The organism is Ruegeria sp. CDSB114, from assembly GCF_059611025.1.
Window position 1 is genome coordinate 38,122 of record NZ_JBXWOT010000003.1, and the last position, 22,278, is coordinate 60,399.

Below are 22,278 nucleotides of genomic sequence, written 5' to 3' on the forward strand. Positions count from 1 at the left end.
GGACAGGACCATGTTGCTTATCCCCTGCCCATTCTGCGGCAAGCGTAGCGAAAGTGAATTTATCTTTGGCGGCCCTGTCGGTGCCGATCGGCCTGATCCAAATGCCGTGAGCGACGCGGAATGGGTTGAGTACCTGACTGTAGCACCGAACCCGTTAGGACCGGTGCAGGAAAAATGGTGGCACGGGCGAGGTTGCGGTGAATGGCTGACAATCTGGCGCGATACCCGAACCCATGACATTGTGGAGGCACCCGATGGCTCAGAGTAATCGTCGTGCTTCGGGCGGGCGTATAGATCGTACCTGCCCAATGACGTTCCGGTTTAACGGAAAAACCTATGAAGGTTACAAAGGAGATACTCTGGCCTCGGCCTTGCTGGCCAATGAGGTCCGTATCACAGCCCGCAGTTTCAAATATCATCGCCCGCGCGGCATCGTTGGTCATGGACCTGAGGAACCGGCGACTTTAGTCGAGCTGGACGGTGAAGATTCATCGGGTAACCGTCCGGCAACAACTGTGCCGCTGCGCGATGGGCTGAGCGCCCGCTCAGTCAACTGCTGGCCTTCGCCCGAGTTTGATCTTGGTGGCGTTAATCAGCTGTTAGGGCGTTTCATTCCAGCGGGCTTCTACTACAAGACATTCAAGTGGCCCAACTGGCATCTGTTCGAACCATCTATCCGCAAAGCCGCGGGGCTAGCGGCAGCACCCTCGCAACCTCCTACTTCGGGCCACTTCGAAGCGCGTCATGCCCATGCCGATGTGTTGATCGCTGGTGCGGGACCTGCCGGATTGCAGACCGCGCTGGAGGCGGGCAGGGCTGGCAAACGTGTGTTCATTGCTGATGAGGGAACAGAGGCGGGCGGCAGCCTGTTAAACCGGGATCTAAAAATCAACGGGCGATCCGCATTGGACTGGGTGGCTGAAGCTGTTGAAGAATTGCGTGGGATGGGCAACGTTATCCATCTGCAAAATGCAACGGTCTGGGCCTATCGCGAACATAATCTTTTGATTGTGAATGAACGGGAACCCTTAGAAGGCAATATTTTGGAGCGGAGCTGGCGGGTGCGTGCAGACGAGGTGGTTGTCGCCACCGGGTCCACCGAACGCGCCATGGTTTTTGCAGACAATGATCGGCCGGGCGTCATGCTCGCTTCGTCAGTACAGGCTTATGTCAATCGTTGGGGTGTCACTCCGGGACAACGAGTTGTTCTTTTTACCAACAACAACAGCGTTTACGCAGTTGCAGCTGACCTAATGGCAGCAGGTGTGTTGGTCGTCGCAATCCTAGACAGTCGCGATACAGTGCCGCAAGCCGCACTGGATATGGCACAGGGCGTCACCGTTCATACAGGCACCGTCGCCGCAGGTGTGCGAGGTCACAAGCGGGTGCGCGCGGTACGTGCAGTATCCGTCAGTAGTGGGGCGGAGACCTGGATCGATTGTGACCTGCTGGGCCATTCCGGCGGTTGGAACCCAACCGTGCATCTGTGGTCTCAATCCAGAAGTACTCTGCGGTTTGATGAGGAGTTGTCCGCTTTCGTACCCGATCAGGCCGCCCAAGCTTGCCGCGCTGTCGGAGCTGCCGCAGGAGAGTTGACGCTTGACGGGATTATCGAAGGAGGTTCGGACCTCCCCTATGCCATCGAGCCGCTATGGCGCGTAGACGTCGCGGGGCAACGTGGAAAGGCATTTCTGGATCTGCAGAATGATGTGGCGGTTAGCGATGTACACTTGGCCCTGCGTGAAGGCTATGACAATGTCGAGCACGTCAAGCGATATACCACCGGCGGCATGGGCATCGACCAGGGAAAAATCGGTAATATCAACATTATCGGTACTGTTGCGATGCAAAAGGGTGTGCCCTTGCAGGATGTCGGAACGACAACCTTTCGCTCTCCCTACACACCAGTTTCTTTTGGCGCGATCGGAGGCTTGCGCGAGGAGACAGTGCTGTTCCCCTACCGCCACACGCCGGTCACGCAGTGGAACAAGGACAATGGTGCGGTGATGTACGAAGCTGGCGCCCGTTGGCAGCGTCCTGGATACTTCCCCAAACCTGGAGAAGGGTTGCAGGAGGCTGTGAACTGCGAATGTCGTGCGGTGCGCGACGGTGTAGGCGTCTATGACGGCTCCCCCCTCGGCACATTCGAGCTGAAAGGGAGTGATGTCCCGCACTTTCTCGATTTTCTTTACTCAAATGTCATGTCCAGCCTGAAACCCGGTGATGGGCGTTATGGTCTCATGCTGTCTGATGACGGGCTGATCCTGGACGACGGGGTGGTCTTTCGACTGGACGAACACCGTTGGATGGTCTCAACGTCGACGGGTCATGCAGACGCGGTCAACCAGCACATGGAAAAGCTTCTTCAGACTGAGTTTCCCGACTGGCAGGTCATGATCACTACTGTGACCAGCCAATGGAACAACGCCACCATATGCGGGCCCCATGCACGCCATGTCATGCAGGCGTTGGGAACAGATATTGACCTGTCGTCTGAGGCCTTTCCTTTCATGTCTTTCCGCGACGGCACCGTGGCTGGGATCCCGGCCCGCGTCGTGCGTGTCAGTTTCACTGGCGAGCTGTCATTTGAGGTCAACGTCGCGCCGCGCCACATGGCCGCACTGTGGAACAAAGTGATCGAGGCGGGCGCGCCCTTTGGCATTCTGCCAGTGGGTTCGGAATCCAGCCACGTTCTGCGGGTCGAAAAGGGCTTTCTGTCACTGGGGCATGAGGTGGACGGCACTGTAGATGCCCACGATCTGGGTATGGGATGGGTCATGTCGAAGAAGAAGCCTGACTATTTGGGTAAGCGTTCGATTGAGCTGCGTCGTGAAGGTGGCGGCACCCGGCGAGAACTGGTTGGCATTCTTCCTGAAGACCCCAATCGACAAGTGCCTGAAGGTGCACCGCTCACCCCCGGAGGCCGAAAAGAAGCCACCGAGGGGCTCGTCACCGCCTGTGTCTGGAGTGTGGTGAACGACCGTTGGGTCGGTTTGGCGTTGCTGGAAAACGGGCACGCGCGGCATGGGGAATCCGCCCATGTGCGCCTGAAAGATGGGGTGATCCCGGTCACCATTACCAAGCCGGTGTTCCACGACCCCGACGGCAAATTACTGAGGTCCTGAGATGAGCTATGACGTACAGATCACAAACCAGAGTCTGAACGCACTGTTCGATCTCAAAGGGGCATTGGCAGCGATTGAAAACTGGGTGGGGGACGCTTTGCCCCGTTTGTCCGATAAGCCTAATAGACGAACAGAGAAAGATGCGATTGAGCTGTATCACATCGGGCGAGACCACTGGATCGCCCGTGCTTCGCTGGATTTGGAACAAACGTTGAGAGCACAGCTCAAGCCTACCGATTGTCCCGCCAATATCAGTATTGTGCAGATTTCGGATACTCTGGCCTTTTTCAAAGTAGTGGGTCCGCAGGCGGGCGAAGTGATGGCCATTGCCTGCCCGTTGGATCTGCATGACACTGCATTCGGCAAAGACGCTGTCACCTATACTGAACTGTTTGGCCTCAAGGCATTGGTGATGCGATGCAAGGATGGTTTCGAATTCGCTGTCGAACAGAGCTTTAGTGACATGGTAGAGGACTATCTGGCTCGCGCCGTCACCTGAAGAAAGGGATGTCATGACCCGCACACATATCCACAAGTACCAAACCCGCTATCACGCGCAGGCGACCTATTCCAAAGCGATCCGGGCCCGAGGTGATTTTGTGTTCATGCAGGGGCAGGTTGGTACTCTGCTGGACGGAACATTGATTGGTGAAGGCGATCCGGGCGTACAGGCAGATCAGGCCTGCCGCAACATCCAGCGCTGGATGGAAGAAGCCGGAGGCAGTTTGGCGGATGTCTGCAAACTTACCGTCTATGTCACCGACATCTCCTATCGCCCCGCCGTTTACGAGGTGATCAATCGCTGGTTTGACGGCGTGCACCACTGTTCGACCGGTGTTGTCGTGCAGGGATTGGCTGATCCATCGTTATTGGTCGAAATCGATGCAATGGGCGTCATAGACGACGAGTCCGAAGCATCCTGATGACCGAGGTACAATTTCGGCGTCGAATGACATTGATCTTCACTCTTTGAAAGTGTCGGGTTGGGTGTGTTCATTTTTGCCCACGGATCGCCATGCTGACGACACTGACTTCCATCCTGCCGATCTTTCTGATCATCGCTTTGGGCTTGGCTCTTCGAAAGGGCGGCATCCCCAGCACCGATTTCTGGAACCTGAACGACAAGCTTGTCTATTGGGTACTGATGCCTTGTCTGCTGTTTACCAAAATCTCGCTGTCGCCACTCGATAAATCCGCGCTTGGCCTTTACTCGGTTACCATTCTGGGCGGGTTTGTTGCGGCGCTGATCTTTGCCTTCATAAGTGCGCGCCTTTTTGGGTTCGCGGCGCCGCAAGGTACATCGATACTACAGGGAAGCGCTCGGCATAACTCATTCATCGGGCTGGCGCTGGCGGCAAATCTTTTTGGTCCCACAGGATTAGATATCGCTATTCTTGCGACTGCGATACTGGTGCCGACCACCAATATCGTAATGGTGGTCATGCTGGTCGGTGCACTGCAACGCGACAATGCCACCAGTTTGCCTGTTGCAATCCTGCGCGAGCTTGCCCGCAATCCTTATGTTATTTCGATATTGCTTGCGTTCGGCGCCAACCAGCTGATCGGTGACCGGATCCCGGTTTTACATGATGTAGCAGACGTTTTAGGGGCCGGGGCTTTACCGATTACCCTGTTGGCCGTAGGCGCAAATTTGAGAGTGCGCGCTATGGCCGCCAGTGTGCTACCGCTTATCCTTGCGTTCTTAGGCAAGATGGTGGTCTTCCCCATAGCGGTACTGGTGGTTGGGTTGGCGATTGGATTGCCCCGGGATGTGCTGCAAATTGCTGTCGTTTATTCTGTGGTTCCAACTGGTGCATCCGCGTACACGCTGTCAAAGCAACTGGGTGGCGATGCCCCTTTGATGGCAGCGATTGTCACATTGCAAACCCTGATCGCCGCAGTGAGCATCCCTCTGTCTTTGGCAATACTGCTGCCGCTGGTCGGTTGATACAGCATCCGGAGAGCGGGATTTATGCTGCTCGGCAGGATACCTGCAGAATCCCGTGCACCCATTGGGCGATGTCCAGCAACCGCTTATCTGCTCCGTACGGGCCGATCAGTTGTATACCAAGCGGTAGCCCAGAGTGATCCGCACCAAAGGGCAGGGCGATTGAGGGCACCTGAAGCAGAGTCCACATCCGCGAGAACACCGGGTCACCTGTCGCGCCAAGCCCTGCCGGTGCCGGACCAGGAGCTGAGGGAACCAACAACGCATCCACGTCGCGGAACATTTGATCCAGCATAGTTGATGCACGGTTACGGGTCTCAACCGCAGTAAGATATTCGTCTTCTGTAACCAGCAGCCCATCGGCTATCAAATCGTGGAATTGCTGGCTGATACCGGGGACGCCAATTTGGTACTCTGTTTTGCGAAGGCGGGCTGCCTCGTACCCCATGACGGTTATTTGCGCCTGTGTAAGCCGGGAAAATATCGGCGGGTGCGTGATTTCACCTGTTTCCGCACCGGTCGCGGCAATGGCTGCCAGCGCACGTGTGCAGGTGTCGCGCATCTCTATCGATCCGTCCGCCCAATGGGGACCACGCATCAGGCTGACCCGGGGCAACGCAACGTCGTATTCAGGTGGCGGTGTCAGTTTTGCTCCACGCAAAACGGCATCTGCCAACGCCAGATCACGCGGATCTCTTGCCAGAACTCCCAGCGTGTCAAGGCTGCCTGACAAGCCCATAACCCCGCTCAGATCATAGTTACCGGTGGTTGGTTTGAGGCCGCAGATACCGCAATAAGCGGCCGGCCGGATCAAAGAGGCAGCTGTCTGCGAGCCAAATGCGAGCGGTGCCATGAAGTCGGCGACCGCAGCGGCAGACCCGGAGGAAGAGCCGCCGGGGGTATGTCCAGGACATGCCGGATTTACAGTATTGCCCGGTCGAAAATAGGCAAACTCGGTTGTGACCGTCTTGCCAATTGGGATCGCCCCTGCGTTCAGAAAAGTCTGGACGCATGTCGCGTTTTTGCCTGGTTGTCGATCGGAATAAAGATCGCTGCCCCAACCTGTTGGCAAGGATTCTGTGTCGATAATGTCTTTGATAACAAAAGGTACGCCATGGAGCGGCCCACTGATTGGAAGTGTATCGGCAGCGTGAGCAAGCTCCATGGCGTGATCCGCATCGAGGTACTGAAACGCCCCGATCGCAGGTTCCCGTTGCGAAATTCGGTCCAGATGTGCCGCCATCACCTGAGACGGTTTGACTTCACCCTCGCGGATCAACCGGGCCAATTCATGCGCGCTGAACCGGTTTAACTCCGTCATTTCTCCAACATTTCCATGGCCACAGCGAAGGGGGTGACCGGCATGTCATAAATACCCCCTCCCAGCCGGCCAGCTTCGCCAAGCTTGTCGAGGATACCCAGACCAATTACCGGCCCCGACCCTTCGGCCACCGCGCCTCGTGCCGTGCTGCCTAGTCGAATATCTAGTGTTCGAAAATAAGGATGTGTCCCTACGGATAGGCCGGAACTGCGCGCTTGAGCGTTGTCGGGCAGAAAGGCACCCAGACCCTTTTTCTGATCTGGGCTCAATTCGATGGCCATGGCGCCGAGTCCGAAAGCCTCAATTACGGCGCTGTCACCGATTGCTCCTAATGCCCTGTCCTGGGGCACATCGACTTCGAATTTCCCTTTTGGTGGATCGGCTTGAATTGTAAACCATTGGCCGGGTAAGCCCGAAATCTGGATACCAACCTCGCGCCCGTTGCCACCGGCAGCAGTGACAAAACTTGAACCTTCGACACCTTCGGCCAACTTCATCATGCATTTTGTGGCTGCCATCCAAAGATTGAGAAACAGCGACGGCGAGCTGGCCATGAAGGCCAGCACTTCTTCGTCTTTGATCCCGCCAATGGTACGATCTTTCAGTTCGGCGACAAGCGCGTCTGTTGCAACGGGTGTTCGTCCATGGCAGTCGTCCCCCCCCACCAGGCCAGTCACGGCCAGCGGCACAAGTGCGATACCTTCGGCGAGCCCATTGTCCAACACATCCACAAATCGGGTGTTGAGCCAGCGGATGTGCTCCAACACTGCCTTGGATCGCTGACCCAGCCGCATCGCTGGGCGGCTGCCCGCATTGATCGGTGTGAACACACGTTGCTGCCCACGCCAAGCATCATAAATTGTGTGTAGCGGCATATCTGCCGAGACAACAGCGGCCAGAGGAGTGACAAGATCGTGATCCTGCGCGGGTTTCAACTCGATTTCACCATTTAGGATCATCGCCTCGGCTTGGTCGAAATCCCGAGCAAGCCCCTGCCAGACTGCTGCGACGCAAGCTGAATTAAGGATCGGGGCCGTGATTAGATTGGGATCGGCAAAGGCGGGCCCTGCATGAAGCAGTGTGTTTTCCGCAAGCTCCAACGCGTCGGCGGCCGTGTTGAACCGGTTCCAGACCGGCTGTGTTACCATTGCCCTGTCAAATGCGAGTTGATCCGCAGGATGCAGCATTACGGATCCTCCGGCGGGATGATCCATGTCTCCGAGAAATATAGGAACGCTGTGGTCGTTTCGTAGCCGGCCTGTACCCTTGTTCCCAGCTTACCTGGCAGCCATTTGCCATTGACAATGATCTGTGCCGAATGCGCCGGCACGAGTAGCGAAAACATGTTCTGTTCGCCCGAGGCAACCTCATGCGGCGACAGTTCCAGCGCCCGTGGCGGTTGGAGCCCCTCCCAGACGAGTTCGACGGTCAGGCTCTCACCTACTATTGTCTCGGTATAACGGTGGCTCATCGGATCGCCGGAGGTTCGCACAGCTTGTGCGCCGATTTCAGGCATGGTGGCAAATGCTGGTGCATCGGCAAATGCAGCCAGTTTGCTGATGAAGTTCTTTTTCAGGAATGTGGTTAGATCTGGATTGTCGCTGAGGATCACATTTGGAGCCTCTGGCGGTCCTTCAACCTGATCAGGTGTCCCATAAAGTAGCAATACCTGACCCTGTCCGACCGGCGACCAGGCAACGCGAAAGAACAAAGCCATCGCTGTGAAATCGCCATTGTCGTCTTTTAGCAGAATGCCCGGGTTTTCACCTGTCCAATCTACGGTGCCCGGTGTGACCGGCTCGTTCAATGGCATCACAGATCCTCCTGTGGCGTTACCCAGGTTTCCGAAAAGGCTAGAAAAGCCGTGCTCATGGTTCGGCCAAAGAACTGCCGATCGGCAACGACGCCAGGCAGGGGCGTACCGTTGATCACGACCTGTGCGGATTTTGCTTCCAGAAACACCGAATACATTTCATGCTCTTTGGTGGCCGAGTTTTCCTTGGTCACCTCGACCGGCAAAGGTGCACCCATGTCGTGCCAGATCATTTCGACCGTGACGCCTGATCCACGTAATGTTTCTGAGTAACGTGCCTTCAAATTGCCAGGACGCTTTTCGACACTGTCGCAGTCGAGCCAGGTCATCGCCTCTAGACCCGCTTTGCCGACGAAGGTCGGCATTTTGGTCACCCAGCCATCCACGATCCAACGCATCAAACGCTGGTTGTCGGTCATGATCAGATTTGGAACATGTGGCCAACCTTGCGCCCGATCCGGTGCACCTAAGATGACTGCCGCGTGACCGCGACCATAAGGCGAGAGCACAACGCGGAAAAACAGTGCCAGAGTATCATACTGTTCCTGATCAGCGTTCTGCTTGAGGTAAATGCCCGGGTTTTCACCTGCCCAGTCAACCCGGCCAGGGTTGTGAGGGATACGCTTGGTCATGACCAACTTGCCTCGTATGTTTTTAGTGCCTCTATGATGAAGGCTTTGCGATCATCGCCCTGCAAGTGATCGCCGGACATGTAAATCTCGGCCACCTGATGCGAGATCTCCTTGAGAACTGCACCATCGTCGCGCCCCTCCTGCACGGGAATTCTCAGCATCGTATCACCGGCGTAGGTTGGGATGATCTGTCCGAAGAAATTGTCAGACGGTTGTGTCGGACGTTCCCCGTTTTGCAGCGCGCGGATGGCATTTCGCAGCAGCCGGCGCGCCTTGGCCACCCCCCGGTCGGAAAAGCTGAGATTTTCGCGCGCATGGATATTTTTGGGCCCCTGACTGACCCAGGCATCATAGTCGCCAGGGTCACGTTGCCGCATTTCATATGGGCGATCGGGATCCTGCCCATAGAAGTCGGTCTTGCCAAAGCCCACTTTGCTTTTGTCAGTCAGGCCCTTCGGGTCATCGTTGGCAACAGCGTTGCGGAAATGACGCCAGGCAATGACCATGGTGTTCGTGTCGTCAATGGGTGTGATCCAGCGCGACAACCCGCAACGCCCAAAGTAACGCGGCCCGTTTGGCACTGGGAAATGTCCACCGTTCTGGGTAAATGACGGCAGCATATGATCATGGATACGGATCCAGACTATGTCATCTACACGCCGCACATTGGTGTAAAAATCACCAGTGGCACTGGCATGAAACTCAATCATCGGCATTTCGGCGAAGGCGTCGATGAATTGGCTGCGCACGGCCAGCGTATGAAGATAGACCACATGAAACGGATCCCAGGCGTTCTCCATGACCTGAAGCCAGTTGCAAGGGGATTTGATCAGGTAGGGCACCAGCTCGTCATCCTCATCATCGAAAGTGTCCATTACAGGGAAAGGAGGTTGGGCTTCGGGAGGACCCATATAGGCAAAGGCGAGCCCTTTGTATTCGATCACAGGATACGCCCCCAAACAGGCCTTTTTCTTGACCTGTGATGCGGGCGGTTCGCAGGGGGTCTCCAGAATGGTGCCGTCCAGCCCGTATTTCCAACCGTGATAAGAGCAGCGAATGCCGCCATCCTCCACGATCCCGAACTCTAGGCTCATGTTGCGGTGGCAGCAATGCAAGTGAGTCAGCCCCAGCTTGCCTTCTTTCTTCTCGCGAAACAGTACAAGGTCTTCGCCCAGAATGCGTAAACGATAGGGCAGATCACCAACCTGATCTGTCATTGCCACCGGCATCCAGAACCGGCGCAGATATTCACCGCATGGGGTGCCTGGGCCAACCTCAGTCAGCTCCGGGTCGGGTTTCTGAGCCCAAACTGACTGCTTGTCATAGCCTCTAAAATCGCCTTTGGGGGCGTCGAAATGGTCATTCATGGCGTCCTCCGTACGTATTGGTGCTGACAGATCAGGGAAACGGATCCGGGACCGGCGCTGCGCCGGTCCAGACGGATTTGATCTGACAGAAATCCTTGATCGCGTCCGGGCCAAGTTCTCGCCCATATCCGGACTGCTTGACCCCGCCAATAGGGCTGGCGGGATCGACGCTGCGATAGTGATTGATGTAAACGGTGCCTGCTACGATAGCCTCGGCCACTCGCTTGCCTTTGGCGGGATCCGTGCTCCAGACACCGGCGGCCAACCCATAGTCGCTATCGTTGGACAGCGCGATGGCCTCGGCTTCTGTATCAAATGAGGTAACCGCCAGCACCGGCCCGAACACCTCTTCGCGCCAGAGCTGCATGTCGGGCGTCACATTGTCGAAAATGGTTGGGCCAACAAAAAACCCGTCTCGCCCAGCTGCAGCTTCAAGCCCGTCCAACAGGCAAACAGCCCCATCCGCCTTTGCCCGTGCAATCATTTCGGTCACTTTGCGCAGGTGCGGTTCATTGGCCAGCGGAGCAATCTGAGTCTCAAGCTCCATCGGATCACCAAGACGTAAGTCGCGCGCCCGTGACAGCAGTTTTGCCAACAAGTTTTCTTTCATGCTGGCTTCGACGATTAGACGTGACCCGGCGACACAGGTCTGTCCATTAGACAGAAAAATACCAGAGAGAATGCCGTTGACGGTGTTGTCCAGATCACAGTCTGCAAACACAACCTGCGGTGATTTTCCTCCTAACTCCAGCACTGTCGGGACCACACCCGCCGCCGCTGCTTCGGCGACTTTACATCCTCCGAGATCTGACCCGGTAAAGGTCACCTTGCGGGTCAATGGATGGCGAACGAGCGACTCGCCAACCTCATAGCCGAGCCCAGTCACTACATTAAGGACGCCAGGCGGTAACCCAGCCTCATGTACAAGCCGGGCAAATTCCAGCGTTGAGGCTGACGCCATTTCCGATGGTTTGACAACAACCGTGTTGCCCGCCGCCAGTGCCGGAGCCAGCTTCCACGCAAGGATCATCAAAGGAGAATTCCAAGGTGTTATTGCCACAACCACGCCATAGGGGATGTAGTGGCCTACGCTGCTCACACCGAGGACTGTATTTGCCTGTTGTTCGGGCTGCATTTTGCGAGCTTGTGCTGCGAAATGCCGAAACCAGCTATGCAATCCGGCAAATTGCCCCCGTACTTCGGAGATCCGCTTGCCATTGTCGCGGATCTCGGGCTCGACCAGTTCCTGCCAGCGGGTCTCCAAAGTATCGGCAAGCTGATCAATAACATAGGCCCTGTCATTTGGGCTGGTGTTGGCCCATGGGCCTTCCCGAAAGGCGCGGTCGGCATTTCGTATGGCTTGATCGGCTGTTTCAGCGCCACATCGTGCGATCTTGCTCCATTCAGTGCCGGTGGCCGGGTTAACACTCGGAAGTGTTTCAGCGGCCCAGGGTAGAAATGACCCGTTGATGAATGGCGAATAGGTCCGCATCTATGGCCCCTCGGGCAGAGGTTGCGCCACCAAGGTCAGCAAATCGCCCCGGCGCACCACACCGCGATTGCCATGGGCAAGAACAAGACCCGAAGCTGGAAACCTCAGATCCAACGGTGGGCGATCCGGTTCGGCCGGAAAAAAGAGCGTGCCAGCAGATGCTCCGGCCTCGACATATTGTCCGGCGGAGCAGCGTCGATCAAACAGGCCATCGGCAGGGGCGTAGAGACTGTGCGTTGGGTCCGCGATTTCTACGCAGTGCGTCGGGACAGATTCCGAGGATCTGCTGGGTAGAACACCCAGATGACGCAGGCAACGCATCAGGCCAGCCTCAGCAAGATCGGTCACATCAGGGTCGACACCGCCGCCACCGCTCAGTTCCGCCGCGATCATAGGGATCTTGGCCCGAGCCGCGGCGGAGTTAACAGATCGGTTGTCGTTGTTCGCACCGAGTACCCAGATCAACGGCAACCCAAAGGCCCGAGCCAATTCCATATTGGCTGCAGTGAGCTGCGCATCGTCTGTGCGTGCAGCCAACGCGCAGGGTTCGAACACTGATGCCTTGCCTCCGGAATGCAGATCAATCACGGCATCTGCCCGCGGGATCATTTCAGTTTCAATAAAATGGGCAAGCATGGCGGTTGGGCCGCCGTCTGCATTTCCGGGGAATGCGCGGTTCAGGTTTTGACCATCTAGCGGCGAAACACGCGAAGAGGCGTGAACCGCCGGCGCGTTCAGAGCTGGGATCAGGATGACCTGTCCGGTCAACTTTAACGGATCAAGTTGCGCTGCAAGCCGAAGGATAGCTGCTGGACCTTCGAATTCATCACCATGAGTTCCCCCAAGCATCAACACGACAGGCCCCGGCTGTCCGCGGATGCTGATGACCGGAACGGGGTAATACCCAAGGGGCACAGCATTGTCGGACCATTTCAACATCAGATCACCGGTATTCCGTCCCGGTAAGTCCAGATCCGTTGTGAGATGAAGCCTGCTGTTAGAGGTCGCGTGGGGATCAGTCATGTGAGTCCTTAGGGTGGTATTCTGCACATCAATATCATAACATAAAAGAAAGTGAATTGCTAAAAATGACTAGTTATGTGATATGAAGGAAAATCACAACCCACCCCGCCTATTGGTGCAGGAGGACATGAATGACCGTTGCCCTCGCGAAAGCGGGAATTGACAGGATCAAACCCCATATGGTGAGCGAGGCGGCCGATATCGCGCCGCCCTCCGCAGTCCTGCTCAATTCAAACGAAAGTGCGTTTGGTCCCAGTCCGATTGCCCGAGACGCGGCACGGGCTGCCGCCAGCTCGATTGAACGTTATCTGGAAAATCCGGATCACATTCTTGCCCCGGCAATCGCGAGCCATTTCGGACTGGATGCGGCGCGCATCACAACAGGGCAGGGGTCCGACGACTTGCTGGCGCGGCTGGCGCGGGCATATCTTGGACCCGGTACCGAATTGATCCGCAGTGCAAACGGCTATCTGAAGGTCCCGAACTACGCCTATGCCAACGATGCCGAGGTTGTGTCGGTTGCAGATGATCATTTCAAACCATCCGCTGACCGTATGATCAATGCGTTGACCGATCGGACGCGGGTGGTTTATCTGGCCAACCCCGAAAACCCTGCAGGTACTTACCTGAGCGGAACTGAAGTTCGCCGCCTGCATGCTGCACTGCCGGACAACGTCTTGTTGATCATCGATGCAGCTTATGAAGAATACGTCGACGCGCCGGATTATGAACCCGCCCATATTTTGGTCGAACAGGCGGAAAATGTCGTCATCTGCAGGACGTTCTCCAAGATTTACGGATTGGCCGGCGCGCGCGTGGGTTGGATGTACGGGCCCGATGACATCATCGATGCTGTTCGTCGGGTCGGTTTGACTTTTCCAGTGGCGTCGTCCTCTGCTGCAGCTGCGATTGCGGCATTGGAAGATGAGGCGCACACACGCTATGTCCACGATGCGAACCGTAGGGGCCGGGACTGGATCAGCGCCGAGATGCAGGCACTTGGGTTGGGCGTAATACCCAGTCAGGCAAATTTTGTTCTGGTTCATTTTCCCGATATGCAAAAATCCGCAGAAGCGGCCACAAGCGCGCTTTTGCAGCAAGGGGTCGCGGTGCGGCGGTTCGCCTCGTCCGCATACGGGGACTATTTGCGCATTACTGTCGGACATATGCGCGATCTGAGGATTGCGCGGGACGGTATTGCAAGATTTCTGGGCGGAGGCGCGTGATGGTCGCTTCGTCTAGGGTGGCGGCGGATGTGCCAAAGGTGGCGCATCCTTCTGGTGCAGCAATTCTGGCACAAATTAAGGCGGCGCATGTGCGTGAAATTGTGGCCCTGCCTGATATTGTTACCAGTGATGGGTTGCTATGGCCAATTTCTCGGGATCCGGAATTTCGTCTGACCCGCATCTGCAAGGAAGATGAAGGTGTCAGTATCTGTGGGGCTATGTCCTATAACGGAACCCGTGCGCTTTTGATGATGCAGCAAACAGGATTGATGGATTCTCTCAATGCAATCCGGGCTATCGGGGTGGATTACGAACTACCGGTCGTGATGATGGTGGGTCTGCAAGGAAAAGAGCCACATATACACCCAGATTACTCGGCCTCTTACGGAGTCAGGATCGTCCGTCCGGTGCTGGATGCAATGGAACTGTCGCATTCGCTGATCGAAGAACCCGGAGATGAGGCGCATATCTGCCAGGCCGTTGAGGCCGCCTATACATCGTCAAAACCCCATATTTTCCTGATCGGGCGCCCCCCGGAGACACCATGACAATGCACCGAGATGCGGCGCTCGAGGCGCTGATCCCTCATGTTCGCGACGACGATATTGTGGTCGCAGTCTATCAAAGCTGTTTCGACTGGCTGGCGCTGAACCCACGTGAACTGAACTATGTCGCAGTCGGGGCGATGGGGCAGGCCTCATCTCACGGATTGGGGCTGGCGTTGGCCAATCCAGATCGGCGCGTGATTGTTCTGGATGGTGATGGCAGTCTGTTGATGAACCTCGGGACATTGGTCACAATTGCCAGTGCCGGGGCAAGAAACCTGTATCACTTTCTATCTTTCAACAGGGTGTACGAAGTGAACGGAGCGCATCCTCTGCCTGGGGCGGACATGGTTGATTTCGCTGCTATGGCCTGGGCTGCAGGGTACGCGGGTGTGCAACGTTTCACGGATATCGACCGGTTTTCCGAAGCGGCACCACAGGTATTATCTTTGTCGGGCCCGCAGTTCATTTCGATGGAGGTAAAGGCAGGCGTGTCCTATCCCCGCGACTATGCCTATATCCACAGCGCGCAGGCGCGATCCACTTTTCGGGCGGCTCTCAATCGGCGTTGAGATCTGATTGGACGATGTTCAGAAAAGACTTTCCAACGGCAGACAGGGTCTTGTTCTTTGACCAAAATAGAACAGCCCGGAAGTTCAACGGCGCGGCAAATGGTATAGCCACGCAACCTGGAATGGTCTTGAGGTAGTCCAGACTGGCGCCGACGACAGAAACTCCCAAACCACGTGAAACCAGCCTGCAGATAGAGTCGGTTGTGCGCGTCTCATACTGCATGCGCCGTGCAATCCCTTTTGCTTCGAAAAATTGGTCGATTTCATAGCGAAAGCGAGAGGAAGGCATATAGGAAATAAAACTTTCATCTGCCAGATCCCTCGCCTGGGCAAGAGCATTGTCGGCCAAGGCGTGATCCACCGAAACCACGCAGCACACATCACTGTCTTTGATCACAAGGCTTTCAAATGACGGATTCGCCGGTTGGGTTGTCGTGATGCCAAAGTCATAATTCTGGGACACCATCCATTCGACTGCATCATCGCTGGGGGCGATTTCCATTCGGGCCATCGCATGTGGGCAAGTGGCAGCAAATTTCCCTATCAAGTCTGGCGCGAGCTGCGAAGAAACGCCAGGCGTAATCACAAGATTGAGGCGCGCGTGGCCAAATTTCCCAATAGCTGTGGCAGAATCCTTAATATGTTCCATACCGCTAACGGCTTGGCGCACCTCTTCAACCAGTAATCTGGCCTCGTCTGTGGGTATCAGCACACGGCCGACACGCTGAAAAAGTGGAAACCCAACTTCTTCTTCGAAATCAGAGATCAGCCGGCTGACTGCAGGTTGAGAAACACCCAACATCGCTGCGGCCTCGGTCACAGTCCCGGTCGAGACCACCGTTCGAAACGCGTCAACTTGTCGGAATGTGATGTTCATTTGGCCTCAGTGGTTTTTGCCTTGTCATTTAGGGTGTCAGATTCGACCCATAAGATATGGTTATTCGAAATTCAAAAATCTGGCCAGCATGCGATATCACTTAGTTGGCGCCAAATTGGGTTGTGTATCTGGAATGCCCTACTATTGCTGACGAGTAGAGACGGCAATGAATTCGATCTTTTGCGAGTGGATTTTACGGAAACCATGCGGAAGCTTGGCATCAAAACTCAACGTATCTCCCGCTGACATATCAAAATCTTCGCTGCCGCAACGATAGATTGCCTGGCCTTCGATTATGTATATGAAGACATAGCCTTCATGCTGATAGCCGGGCAAATTGTCTGATTGTTCTTTTGAAATACTGATCCGTGCCGACTGGAACGTCCCTTGGGGTGCGCTGTGCTTACCCAACAGAAGGTAGTTATGCGTGTGCCCCTGAGTGATACGCCGCGCCTGGAGACCATCCCCGGCACGCGCGTGATGCACATCTGCTGCCGCGTCTGAGCGTGCAAACAATGCCACCAATGGCACATCAAGGGCATCCGCCAGTGATTGCAGCATCGCAAGCGAAGGTGAGACATTACCATTCTCTATACGACTGATCATCGCAGTGGACACCTGTGCCCGAGTAGCCAGGTCACCCAACTTAAGTTCACGCTCTTGGCGTAACCGTTGCAGTGTCTGACCTATTTCACTTTCAGTGCAGTTTTTCTTTTCCACTATTTTTGCTGCCGATCATGGAATTCAGGATATGGATACAGCGCATCCGGGATGTCAACATCAGTGCCCTAATTCGAAAATGCGTCAAGGCTCGAGTATTCAGAACACTTTTTGGATTCCCGATACCAGCAGATTGTTCAGCTGACTGGTCATTGTATTTGGGGCTTGGTCAGGTTGTTGATCGGAAAATGTTGCAATCTTTTGACCATCGACGCATTCGCAATTAGCGCGTGAATGACTGCTGGTCATATCAAGTCGAAAGCCGGTTCATGATTTCCTTTAAAGGCGCACAATATCCGAAGGATGTATTCCTGTTCTCAGCGTTCTTCTACGTCCGCTACGGAGTCTCATATCGTGATCATGAAGAAATCATGGCAGAGCGCGGGGTCTCAGTTGACCACACCACGCTGAACCAGTGGGTCACACGATATTGCGGCGCTATTGCTGATCCAGTGCACAGACGCAAAGGACCATGCAGGCTCGGACTCTGTTCATTCAAACAATTCGCTGAGCTGACCGTCTAGCTCCAATCCGATCATTGAAACAGCTCTTCGTGCTCAAAACTTTGCAACAAAACCCTCCAACTGAGGCTATTTCAAATTAGTCAGGCAGCACCGCCCATCACACCGATTTTGGCATCTGGCGCTTGCCTTTCAAGCTGTAATAGCATCAGTGCCTCAACCCGTCATGTGTCTGATGTATTGCAGAAAGTCACGCCGAGGGGCGAATTCGCAGGCACTCGCTGCGTGGCTGGTGTAGACTCCGTCTATGTCCAGGTCGGTGTCCAGAAATGTAACGCTTAAGCAGCTTCGTGCTTTCGTTCAGGTAGCGAAATGCGGGTCTTTCAGCAAGGCGGCGGACGAACTCGCCATTTCCCAACCTGCCCTGACCCTCAGCATCCAGCAATTCGAGGAAAACGTAGAAGCGGCTCTGCTGCAACGTACCACTCGCTCCGTTTCTCTGACACCTCAGGGAAAAGAGTTTCTGCACAAGGCTGAAGCCATCCTGAGCGGCCTTGACGCGGCGATCCTTTCGGCACGGAGCAGTGCCAGGAAACAGCGCAACCTGGTGCGTATCGCAGCACTGCCTTCCGTCGCAATTCGGGTATTGCCGCGGGCCGCCCGTGATTATGCGACTGTTAAGCCGGATGTCTCGCTGCAAATTCAGGACGATAACGGGCGTGGGGTTGAAACCCAGATTCTGAACGGTGTGGCTGATTTCGGGATTGCAAACAAGTGGTCCGACAATCCGGCTTTGACCTATGCTCCCTTCCTCCGGGATCGCGTGGGTTTGATCTGCCGCGCGGATCATCCGCTGGCGCGGCGCAAAGACAGGTTGGCATGGGCCTGTCTTGAAGATCAGTCTTTTGTCGGCATGGCCGCTGATACCGGGATCAGCCGCCTTACCGATGGCGTGCGGGGGCTGCCCGTTTCCGTATCCGATCCGGACTTTACGGTACTGACCATTGCCGCTCTGGTCGGAATTGTCGAACAGGGGATGGCAGTGTCGGCGTTGCCAGCACTGGCCTCGCCGGATTATCTAAACCCGTCGCTGGTTTACCGCAGCCTTTCCGAACCCGATCTGAATCGCGATCTGTGCCTTATTACCTCGGGCAAACGGCCACTGCCGACCGCCGCAAATGAGTTTCTAAAATTTTTGCAACTCCGTTCGCACAAGATGTCTGCCATGTTCCCGAACAATACGGTTCAGGCAAATGCTGATGAATTATAAATTCTGCAAATAAGTGCGCAAAATATTCAAATTTTACTCTAAGGCCCATTCCGACCAAGCATTCCTCCAACGCAAATCAGTCTTAGGAGGGTCAAATGCTTGCTGCAATTTCCGACAGAATGCGCCCCGAAGCCGAGGTCATGGACCTCGCGCGGTTGGGGACGCTGCATTCGTCGACACTCAGCTTCATGCGCACACTGGTGCGCCGCATCATGAAAGAGGAATGGTCCATCGACCGCCAACGCTTCGATCTCGACAACGACGGCTATGGGACCGCGATCTACCGGATCGAAACACCAAATGATGTATTCAGCTTTGTGCTGTTTTCAAATTTCTTGTCAGACGAAGATCGCAACGACCGCGTGATCGCCACCAGCTGGGATCTGACCATGGCGCTCTGTGAGGGCGAGGTAGACGACATCTGGCTGGAAGACATGCGCGGCAACGTGCCTCGGCAGGAAGCGGGCAGGGTGGATGCGCGTGTTTTCAGTCTGTCGCGGGCCAACCGCAGTTCGCGCCTGTTCACCCATGTGCTGGAGGAGCTCACCGCCGGGCGCCAGCCCGATGCTGAGCGGATCGCTGATGTGGGATACCTGTACCGCACTACTGCCGTTTATGGCAGCGGCAAGCTGGGCATGGCGGACTGGAACAAGGTGCGGGTTAAGTTTGCCGACTTCAACCGCCCCTTCGCGCCCGAGATGTTCATTTGCTACATGCTGCGTCAGTTCAGCCTGGATCAGGTGGATCACATCGCGAAGTCTCGCGCGCCCGAAACCGCCGTGGCACTGGACGATCGGCTCAAGCGCTTCTTTGGCATTGGAAACTCGACCGGCCTGGGAATGGCGCCTTATCTGGTGAACCATGGGGAGTTGCTGAGCCAGTGGATCGAGATGCGTGAAACAGCACTGGCGCAGGTCTTGCACAAAGCCACCCCGACCGACTGGCGCATCCAGCTGTTCCATGACCTGATCGACCGGGCCGAGCAACATTTCACCGAAAGTCGCACGGCGGACGAAGAGCAGCTCGAACGCAACCGGGTTCTGATAGCGGAACTTGCCGAAGTGCGCGTCTGGCTATCGGCGCAGGGTGATGCGTTGGAAACTTGGTCAGTACTGTCGGATCATGCCCGCGACGTCTGGAGTCTGGAGACTCAGGAACTTATCCACGCTTTATGCCTGGAGATTCATCCCGAACTGGTGAACGATCTGGAAGATAGTTTTACGGTCCTCCCCAATCCGGTGATTGACCCCGACATGGCCACCGATCAGCTGCGCACACTGATCGAGGATCGCTATGACTGGGCGTTGGCAATTGACTTCTCAGACCCGGAAAAATCGGATGCGTTCTGGTATCGCTCGGAAGAAAAATTGGAGCCCCGGCTGGGATTTGCCGGTGCTGATCCGGGGATTGAGAAACAAATGCCGTTGCCCATCGGTCGCCGTGTTCGCGCCTGCTATGACGTGTTGTTGGAAGACCTTGAAGAGCATCCAGGCAGTGACGTCATTCATTTCCTGTTGCGCCGCCCAGCTCTGAAAAGCATCGTGCGTCGCATCCAAACCATGAGCAGGCACAAATACGCCGAAATCCGAGCCAACCTTGCGGACCGGAACGTGCGCCCCATGGATCTGTTGCGCTGCAAGCTTGCTTTCTTTGGCGTCAGCAAGTTCGACCCTCGTTCGAAGCTATGGGTCCGTAACACAATGTATCAGGGGGCACCGCTGATTGATGACATCGGCCAGACCTATGAAAGCTGGTTCCTGCCACTGAAACCGCAGATTGAGGAGGCACAGGCATGAAAGTATCCCGTAACGAAATGATCACCGCGCTGTCCCGCGCCTACGAAGGAGCCGGGCACGAGATTGGTGACTATGAGGACGCTGCCCAATTGGTCACTTGGTTGCAAATGGCGGGTCTGAGCGGGTTCGACCGTATCACCCTACCACCACTGTCCCCCAAGGGTGGAGCGACCCCGCGGTTGGTGTTCGAAAATGACGACATCGCCGTTCTTGATGCAGGTGGCGCGGATGTCTGCGAGCACGGCTCATTGGCGGCTTATCTAATGCACTCCAAGGCCAATAAGTCGGGCTTTGCGATCATTGAGCTGGCCAACTGCCGCTATCCTGGCCTAATCCTGCGAAGCCTATCGATGGTCGCGCAGTTGGGCGTGTATATCTCAGCCTATTGGAAAGATCAGGTTGGATCACACGGAGCGAGCTTTGAAAGCGGCGCGACTTTCCCGTACTACTGGCGTTTGGATAATGCAGATGACAGCAAAGAAATCTCGACCGTCACTATCATCTGCACAAATCAGCCTGCATTGCTGGCGGACGCGGTGACACGTCAGGTGGAGCAACCCGAACTTCAGCGGTTTGAGATTTCGGCGGCGCAGCTAGCAGCCAACTATAACCAAGCCTTGGAACAGGGGATTGAGGTTGACCCCGACCAATGGGACGCCCTGAACGCCGCCGCTTGGCCCATTCTCGTTCGCTCGGATACGCAATCCCGCTCAGGCGCGGGGCCCATGTGAGGCTTGGGATATGAGCCAGCGCTTGCTCCGTTTGCAAACAAAAAATGCCGCCCCGATTGGGGCGGCGTCGGACCGGAACTCGTTCAGCATGATGTTCTGTTGAATCTGCGCTGGGTCGCCAAAGAACCTTTTGACCCTGCGCCCCATGAGCCAGGGGTAGTGCATAGAGCCAAGGTCTGATGTGCGTCAATCCTGCCGGTTATGTTCGCGGTAGCTCGGACATTCTGGCAAGGATGTCCACGCCCTGCTGTTTCCAGAAATGCAAAAGGTCGATGAATATCCAGTTCTCGGCCAGCTTATCCCCGTCTCGCCGATAGATATCTATCACCCGAAATTCACCGACTTTGTCAGTCGCAGGCATTCCCATGAACCCGCCAGTTGGACGGGCTGTGAAGTTCGGCCAGCCAAAAAAACCGCCATAATGACCCTCTGCCAGGCGGCATATGTGTTTGGTTTTTGACCGGTCAGCGAAACCAGCACGGAAAGGGCCTGCATGCTGTTGGGCGTAGCGTTCGATCGTGTAGGTCGCCCCGATCCCGGATGGCCCCCACCAGATCATGTCTTCGGACCATGTGCGCCGTAGCTCGTCCTCAAGGCTGAGGCCGCTGTTCCATTGGCCCAGATCGGAGATCATAGAGTTGATGGCCGCTAGAGTCCGCTCTCCTTCCGCCGCAGGTTGCGGACCGACCATCAGGCCGTCATGGGTCATGGGCCCCGGCTGCACGAGCTGCGCGGCTGTCTGAGGCGGGAACGGCTGCAATCCGGCCTGCATCATGAAATGAGGTATGTCGAAATACATCGCCGTTTCAGTGATTTTCCCGTTTTCGACCTTGTTGAATTCGCAATAGCGCAGAAATGTCATTTTGCCGTTTGGCGAGATACCTAGCCAATCTTTGTCGAACAGCCCCATGAGATGGCCCATTGATACAACCCAGACCGAGGTGAAACCGTCCATCTCGTTTTCTCCGGCCATGAATATGTCCATGCGGCGCTGCATTCGGGTCAGGCTTTGTTTCAGCGGAAGCCAGAACTGGGCACCTACGTCACAGGGGCCATGCAGTTCGTCAAAGGGATGGAATCCGCGCCACAGATAGTCATCGGCGCAATATTTCGAGATCACGTCATGGATCGCTGATTCTTCAGCTCGGCTCAGAGCTTCATAAAGATCCAGAACAATATTTTTCTCGGCTTCGTAAGGCATATTCTTTTCTTTCAGTGCTTTACCAGGAATTGAGCACAGGTTTTCAGTATAGTGAAACGTAGATTTGCAAACGCATGCAAAAAAAGCTTGCCTGATGTTCCATCAGATGTCTATGCTCTTGCAAACGTATGCACGACAAGTGCACATGGGAGGACAGA

21 protein-coding genes and 1 pseudogene are annotated in these 22,278 nt (G+C 55.7%); 12 read left to right on the forward strand and 10 right to left on the reverse strand.

Annotation, left to right across the window (positions count from 1 at the left end; all coding sequences use genetic code 11):
* Nucleotides 1-10: 10 nt before the first annotated feature.
* From AC2FIP_RS09705 to AC2FIP_RS09725, 5 genes are all read left to right on the forward strand, one after another.
* Entirely contained in the window at nucleotides 11-268 is a 258-nt protein-coding gene (locus AC2FIP_RS09705; RefSeq protein ID WP_496786174.1) for a sarcosine oxidase subunit delta, read from the forward strand.
* On the forward strand, nucleotides 255-3,125 hold the full coding sequence (locus AC2FIP_RS09710) for a 2Fe-2S iron-sulfur cluster-binding protein (protein ID WP_496786176.1): 2,871 nt from the start codon (nucleotides 255-257) through the stop codon (nucleotides 3,123-3,125). Before AC2FIP_RS09705 ends, AC2FIP_RS09710 begins: the two co-directional genes overlap by 14 nt.
* Nucleotide 3,126: 1 nt before the next feature.
* Nucleotides 3,127-3,624, forward strand: coding sequence for a sarcosine oxidase subunit gamma (locus tag AC2FIP_RS09715; protein WP_496786177.1), 498 nt, complete (start codon nucleotides 3,127-3,129; stop codon nucleotides 3,622-3,624).
* Nucleotides 3,625-3,637: 13 nt separating this feature from the next.
* Nucleotides 3,638-4,048 carry a RidA family protein gene (locus AC2FIP_RS09720; RefSeq protein WP_496691493.1) on the forward strand — a complete coding sequence of 137 codons (411 nt, stop codon included), beginning with the start codon at nucleotides 3,638-3,640 and terminating at the stop codon, nucleotides 4,046-4,048.
* Nucleotides 4,049-4,140: 92 nt separating this feature from the next.
* Complete coding sequence (locus AC2FIP_RS09725; RefSeq protein ID WP_496786179.1) at nucleotides 4,141-5,073, forward strand: AEC family transporter; 933 nt, start codon at nucleotides 4,141-4,143, stop codon at nucleotides 5,071-5,073.
* A gap of 22 nt (nucleotides 5,074-5,095) precedes the next feature.
* Here the strand turns inward: AC2FIP_RS09725 and AC2FIP_RS09730 are convergent, their stop codons facing one another.
* Genes AC2FIP_RS09730 through AC2FIP_RS09760 form a run of 7 tightly spaced genes read right to left on the reverse strand, consistent with a single transcriptional unit; the run spans nucleotide 5,096 to nucleotide 12,721 of the window.
* Nucleotides 5,096-6,394 carry an amidase gene (locus tag AC2FIP_RS09730; RefSeq protein ID WP_496786181.1) on the reverse strand — a complete coding sequence of 433 codons (1,299 nt, stop codon included), beginning with the start codon at nucleotides 6,392-6,394 and terminating at the stop codon, nucleotides 5,096-5,098.
* Nucleotides 6,391-7,581, reverse strand: a complete 1,191-nt coding sequence (locus AC2FIP_RS09735; protein ID WP_496786183.1) for a YlbE family protein — start codon at nucleotides 7,579-7,581, stop codon at nucleotides 6,391-6,393. Before AC2FIP_RS09735 ends, AC2FIP_RS09730 begins: the two co-directional genes overlap by 4 nt.
* Nucleotides 7,581-8,207, reverse strand: coding sequence for a hypothetical protein (locus tag AC2FIP_RS09740; RefSeq protein WP_496786185.1), 627 nt, complete (start codon nucleotides 8,205-8,207; stop codon nucleotides 7,581-7,583). Before AC2FIP_RS09740 ends, AC2FIP_RS09735 begins: the two co-directional genes overlap by 1 nt.
* Nucleotides 8,207-8,839 carry a hypothetical protein gene (locus AC2FIP_RS09745; protein ID WP_496749901.1) on the reverse strand — a complete coding sequence of 211 codons (633 nt, stop codon included), beginning with the start codon at nucleotides 8,837-8,839 and terminating at the stop codon, nucleotides 8,207-8,209. Before AC2FIP_RS09745 ends, AC2FIP_RS09740 begins: the two co-directional genes overlap by 1 nt.
* On the reverse strand, nucleotides 8,836-10,206 hold the full coding sequence (locus AC2FIP_RS09750) for a Rieske 2Fe-2S domain-containing protein (RefSeq protein WP_496786188.1): 1,371 nt from the start codon (nucleotides 10,204-10,206) through the stop codon (nucleotides 8,836-8,838). The genes AC2FIP_RS09745 and AC2FIP_RS09750 overlap by 4 nt, the downstream gene beginning before the upstream one ends.
* A 31-nt stretch (nucleotides 10,207-10,237) precedes the next feature.
* Entirely contained in the window at nucleotides 10,238-11,698 is a 1,461-nt protein-coding gene (locus tag AC2FIP_RS09755) for an aldehyde dehydrogenase (protein WP_496786190.1), read from the reverse strand.
* On the reverse strand, nucleotides 11,699-12,721 hold the full coding sequence (locus tag AC2FIP_RS09760) for a succinylglutamate desuccinylase/aspartoacylase family protein (protein WP_496786191.1): 1,023 nt from the start codon (nucleotides 12,719-12,721) through the stop codon (nucleotides 11,699-11,701).
* A 131-nt stretch (nucleotides 12,722-12,852) separates the two neighbouring features.
* Here AC2FIP_RS09760 and AC2FIP_RS09765 point away from each other — a divergent pair, with 131 nt between their 5' ends.
* From AC2FIP_RS09765 to AC2FIP_RS09775, 3 genes are read left to right on the forward strand one after another with little or no spacing between them, the layout of a single operon-like run.
* Nucleotides 12,853-13,947: a pyridoxal phosphate-dependent aminotransferase gene (locus AC2FIP_RS09765; RefSeq protein WP_496786192.1), complete on the forward strand. Its 1,095-nt coding sequence runs from the start codon at nucleotides 12,853-12,855 to the stop codon at nucleotides 13,945-13,947.
* Nucleotides 13,947-14,495, forward strand: coding sequence for a decarboxylase (locus tag AC2FIP_RS09770; RefSeq protein ID WP_496702615.1), 549 nt, complete (start codon nucleotides 13,947-13,949; stop codon nucleotides 14,493-14,495). The genes AC2FIP_RS09765 and AC2FIP_RS09770 overlap by 1 nt, the downstream gene beginning before the upstream one ends.
* Nucleotides 14,492-15,064, forward strand: coding sequence for a thiamine pyrophosphate-dependent enzyme (locus tag AC2FIP_RS09775; protein ID WP_496786194.1), 573 nt, complete (start codon nucleotides 14,492-14,494; stop codon nucleotides 15,062-15,064). The genes AC2FIP_RS09770 and AC2FIP_RS09775 overlap by 4 nt, the downstream gene beginning before the upstream one ends.
* Here the strand turns inward: AC2FIP_RS09775 and AC2FIP_RS09780 are convergent.
* The gene (locus tag AC2FIP_RS09780) at nucleotides 15,051-15,941 is read right to left on the reverse strand and encodes a LysR substrate-binding domain-containing protein (protein WP_496786195.1); all 891 of its coding nucleotides are present in this window, start codon (nucleotides 15,939-15,941) and stop codon (nucleotides 15,051-15,053) included. The two genes, AC2FIP_RS09775 and AC2FIP_RS09780, sit on opposite strands and share 14 nt — an antisense overlap.
* A 141-nt stretch (nucleotides 15,942-16,082) precedes the next feature.
* Nucleotides 16,083-16,661, reverse strand: a complete 579-nt coding sequence (locus AC2FIP_RS09785) for a helix-turn-helix domain-containing protein (RefSeq protein ID WP_496691506.1) — start codon at nucleotides 16,659-16,661, stop codon at nucleotides 16,083-16,085.
* Between the two features lie 269 nt (nucleotides 16,662-16,930).
* Between AC2FIP_RS09785 and AC2FIP_RS09790 the strand changes: the two are divergent.
* The 4 genes and pseudogenes from AC2FIP_RS09790 to AC2FIP_RS09805 all read left to right on the forward strand — a co-directional run.
* A pseudogene (locus tag AC2FIP_RS09790) lies at nucleotides 16,931-17,134 on the forward strand (IS6 family transposase); the annotation flags it as partial.
* Nucleotides 17,135-17,429: 295 nt separating this feature from the next.
* Entirely contained in the window at nucleotides 17,430-18,392 is a 963-nt protein-coding gene (locus AC2FIP_RS09795) for a LysR family transcriptional regulator (protein ID WP_496786196.1), read from the forward strand.
* Nucleotides 18,393-18,487: 95 nt separating this feature from the next.
* Nucleotides 18,488-20,188 (forward strand): hypothetical protein, encoded by a 1,701-nt coding sequence (locus tag AC2FIP_RS09800; RefSeq protein ID WP_496786197.1) that lies wholly within the window; start codon nucleotides 18,488-18,490, stop codon nucleotides 20,186-20,188.
* Entirely contained in the window at nucleotides 20,185-20,919 is a 735-nt protein-coding gene (locus AC2FIP_RS09805) for a DUF3726 domain-containing protein (RefSeq protein ID WP_496786198.1), read from the forward strand. The genes AC2FIP_RS09800 and AC2FIP_RS09805 overlap by 4 nt, the downstream gene beginning before the upstream one ends.
* A 199-nt stretch (nucleotides 20,920-21,118) precedes the next feature.
* Here AC2FIP_RS09805 and AC2FIP_RS09810 read toward each other — a convergent pair whose 3' ends face one another.
* Nucleotides 21,119-22,120, reverse strand: coding sequence for a nuclear transport factor 2 family protein (locus AC2FIP_RS09810; RefSeq protein WP_496786199.1), 1,002 nt, complete (start codon nucleotides 22,118-22,120; stop codon nucleotides 21,119-21,121).
* Between the last annotated feature and the right edge of the window lie 158 nt (nucleotides 22,121-22,278).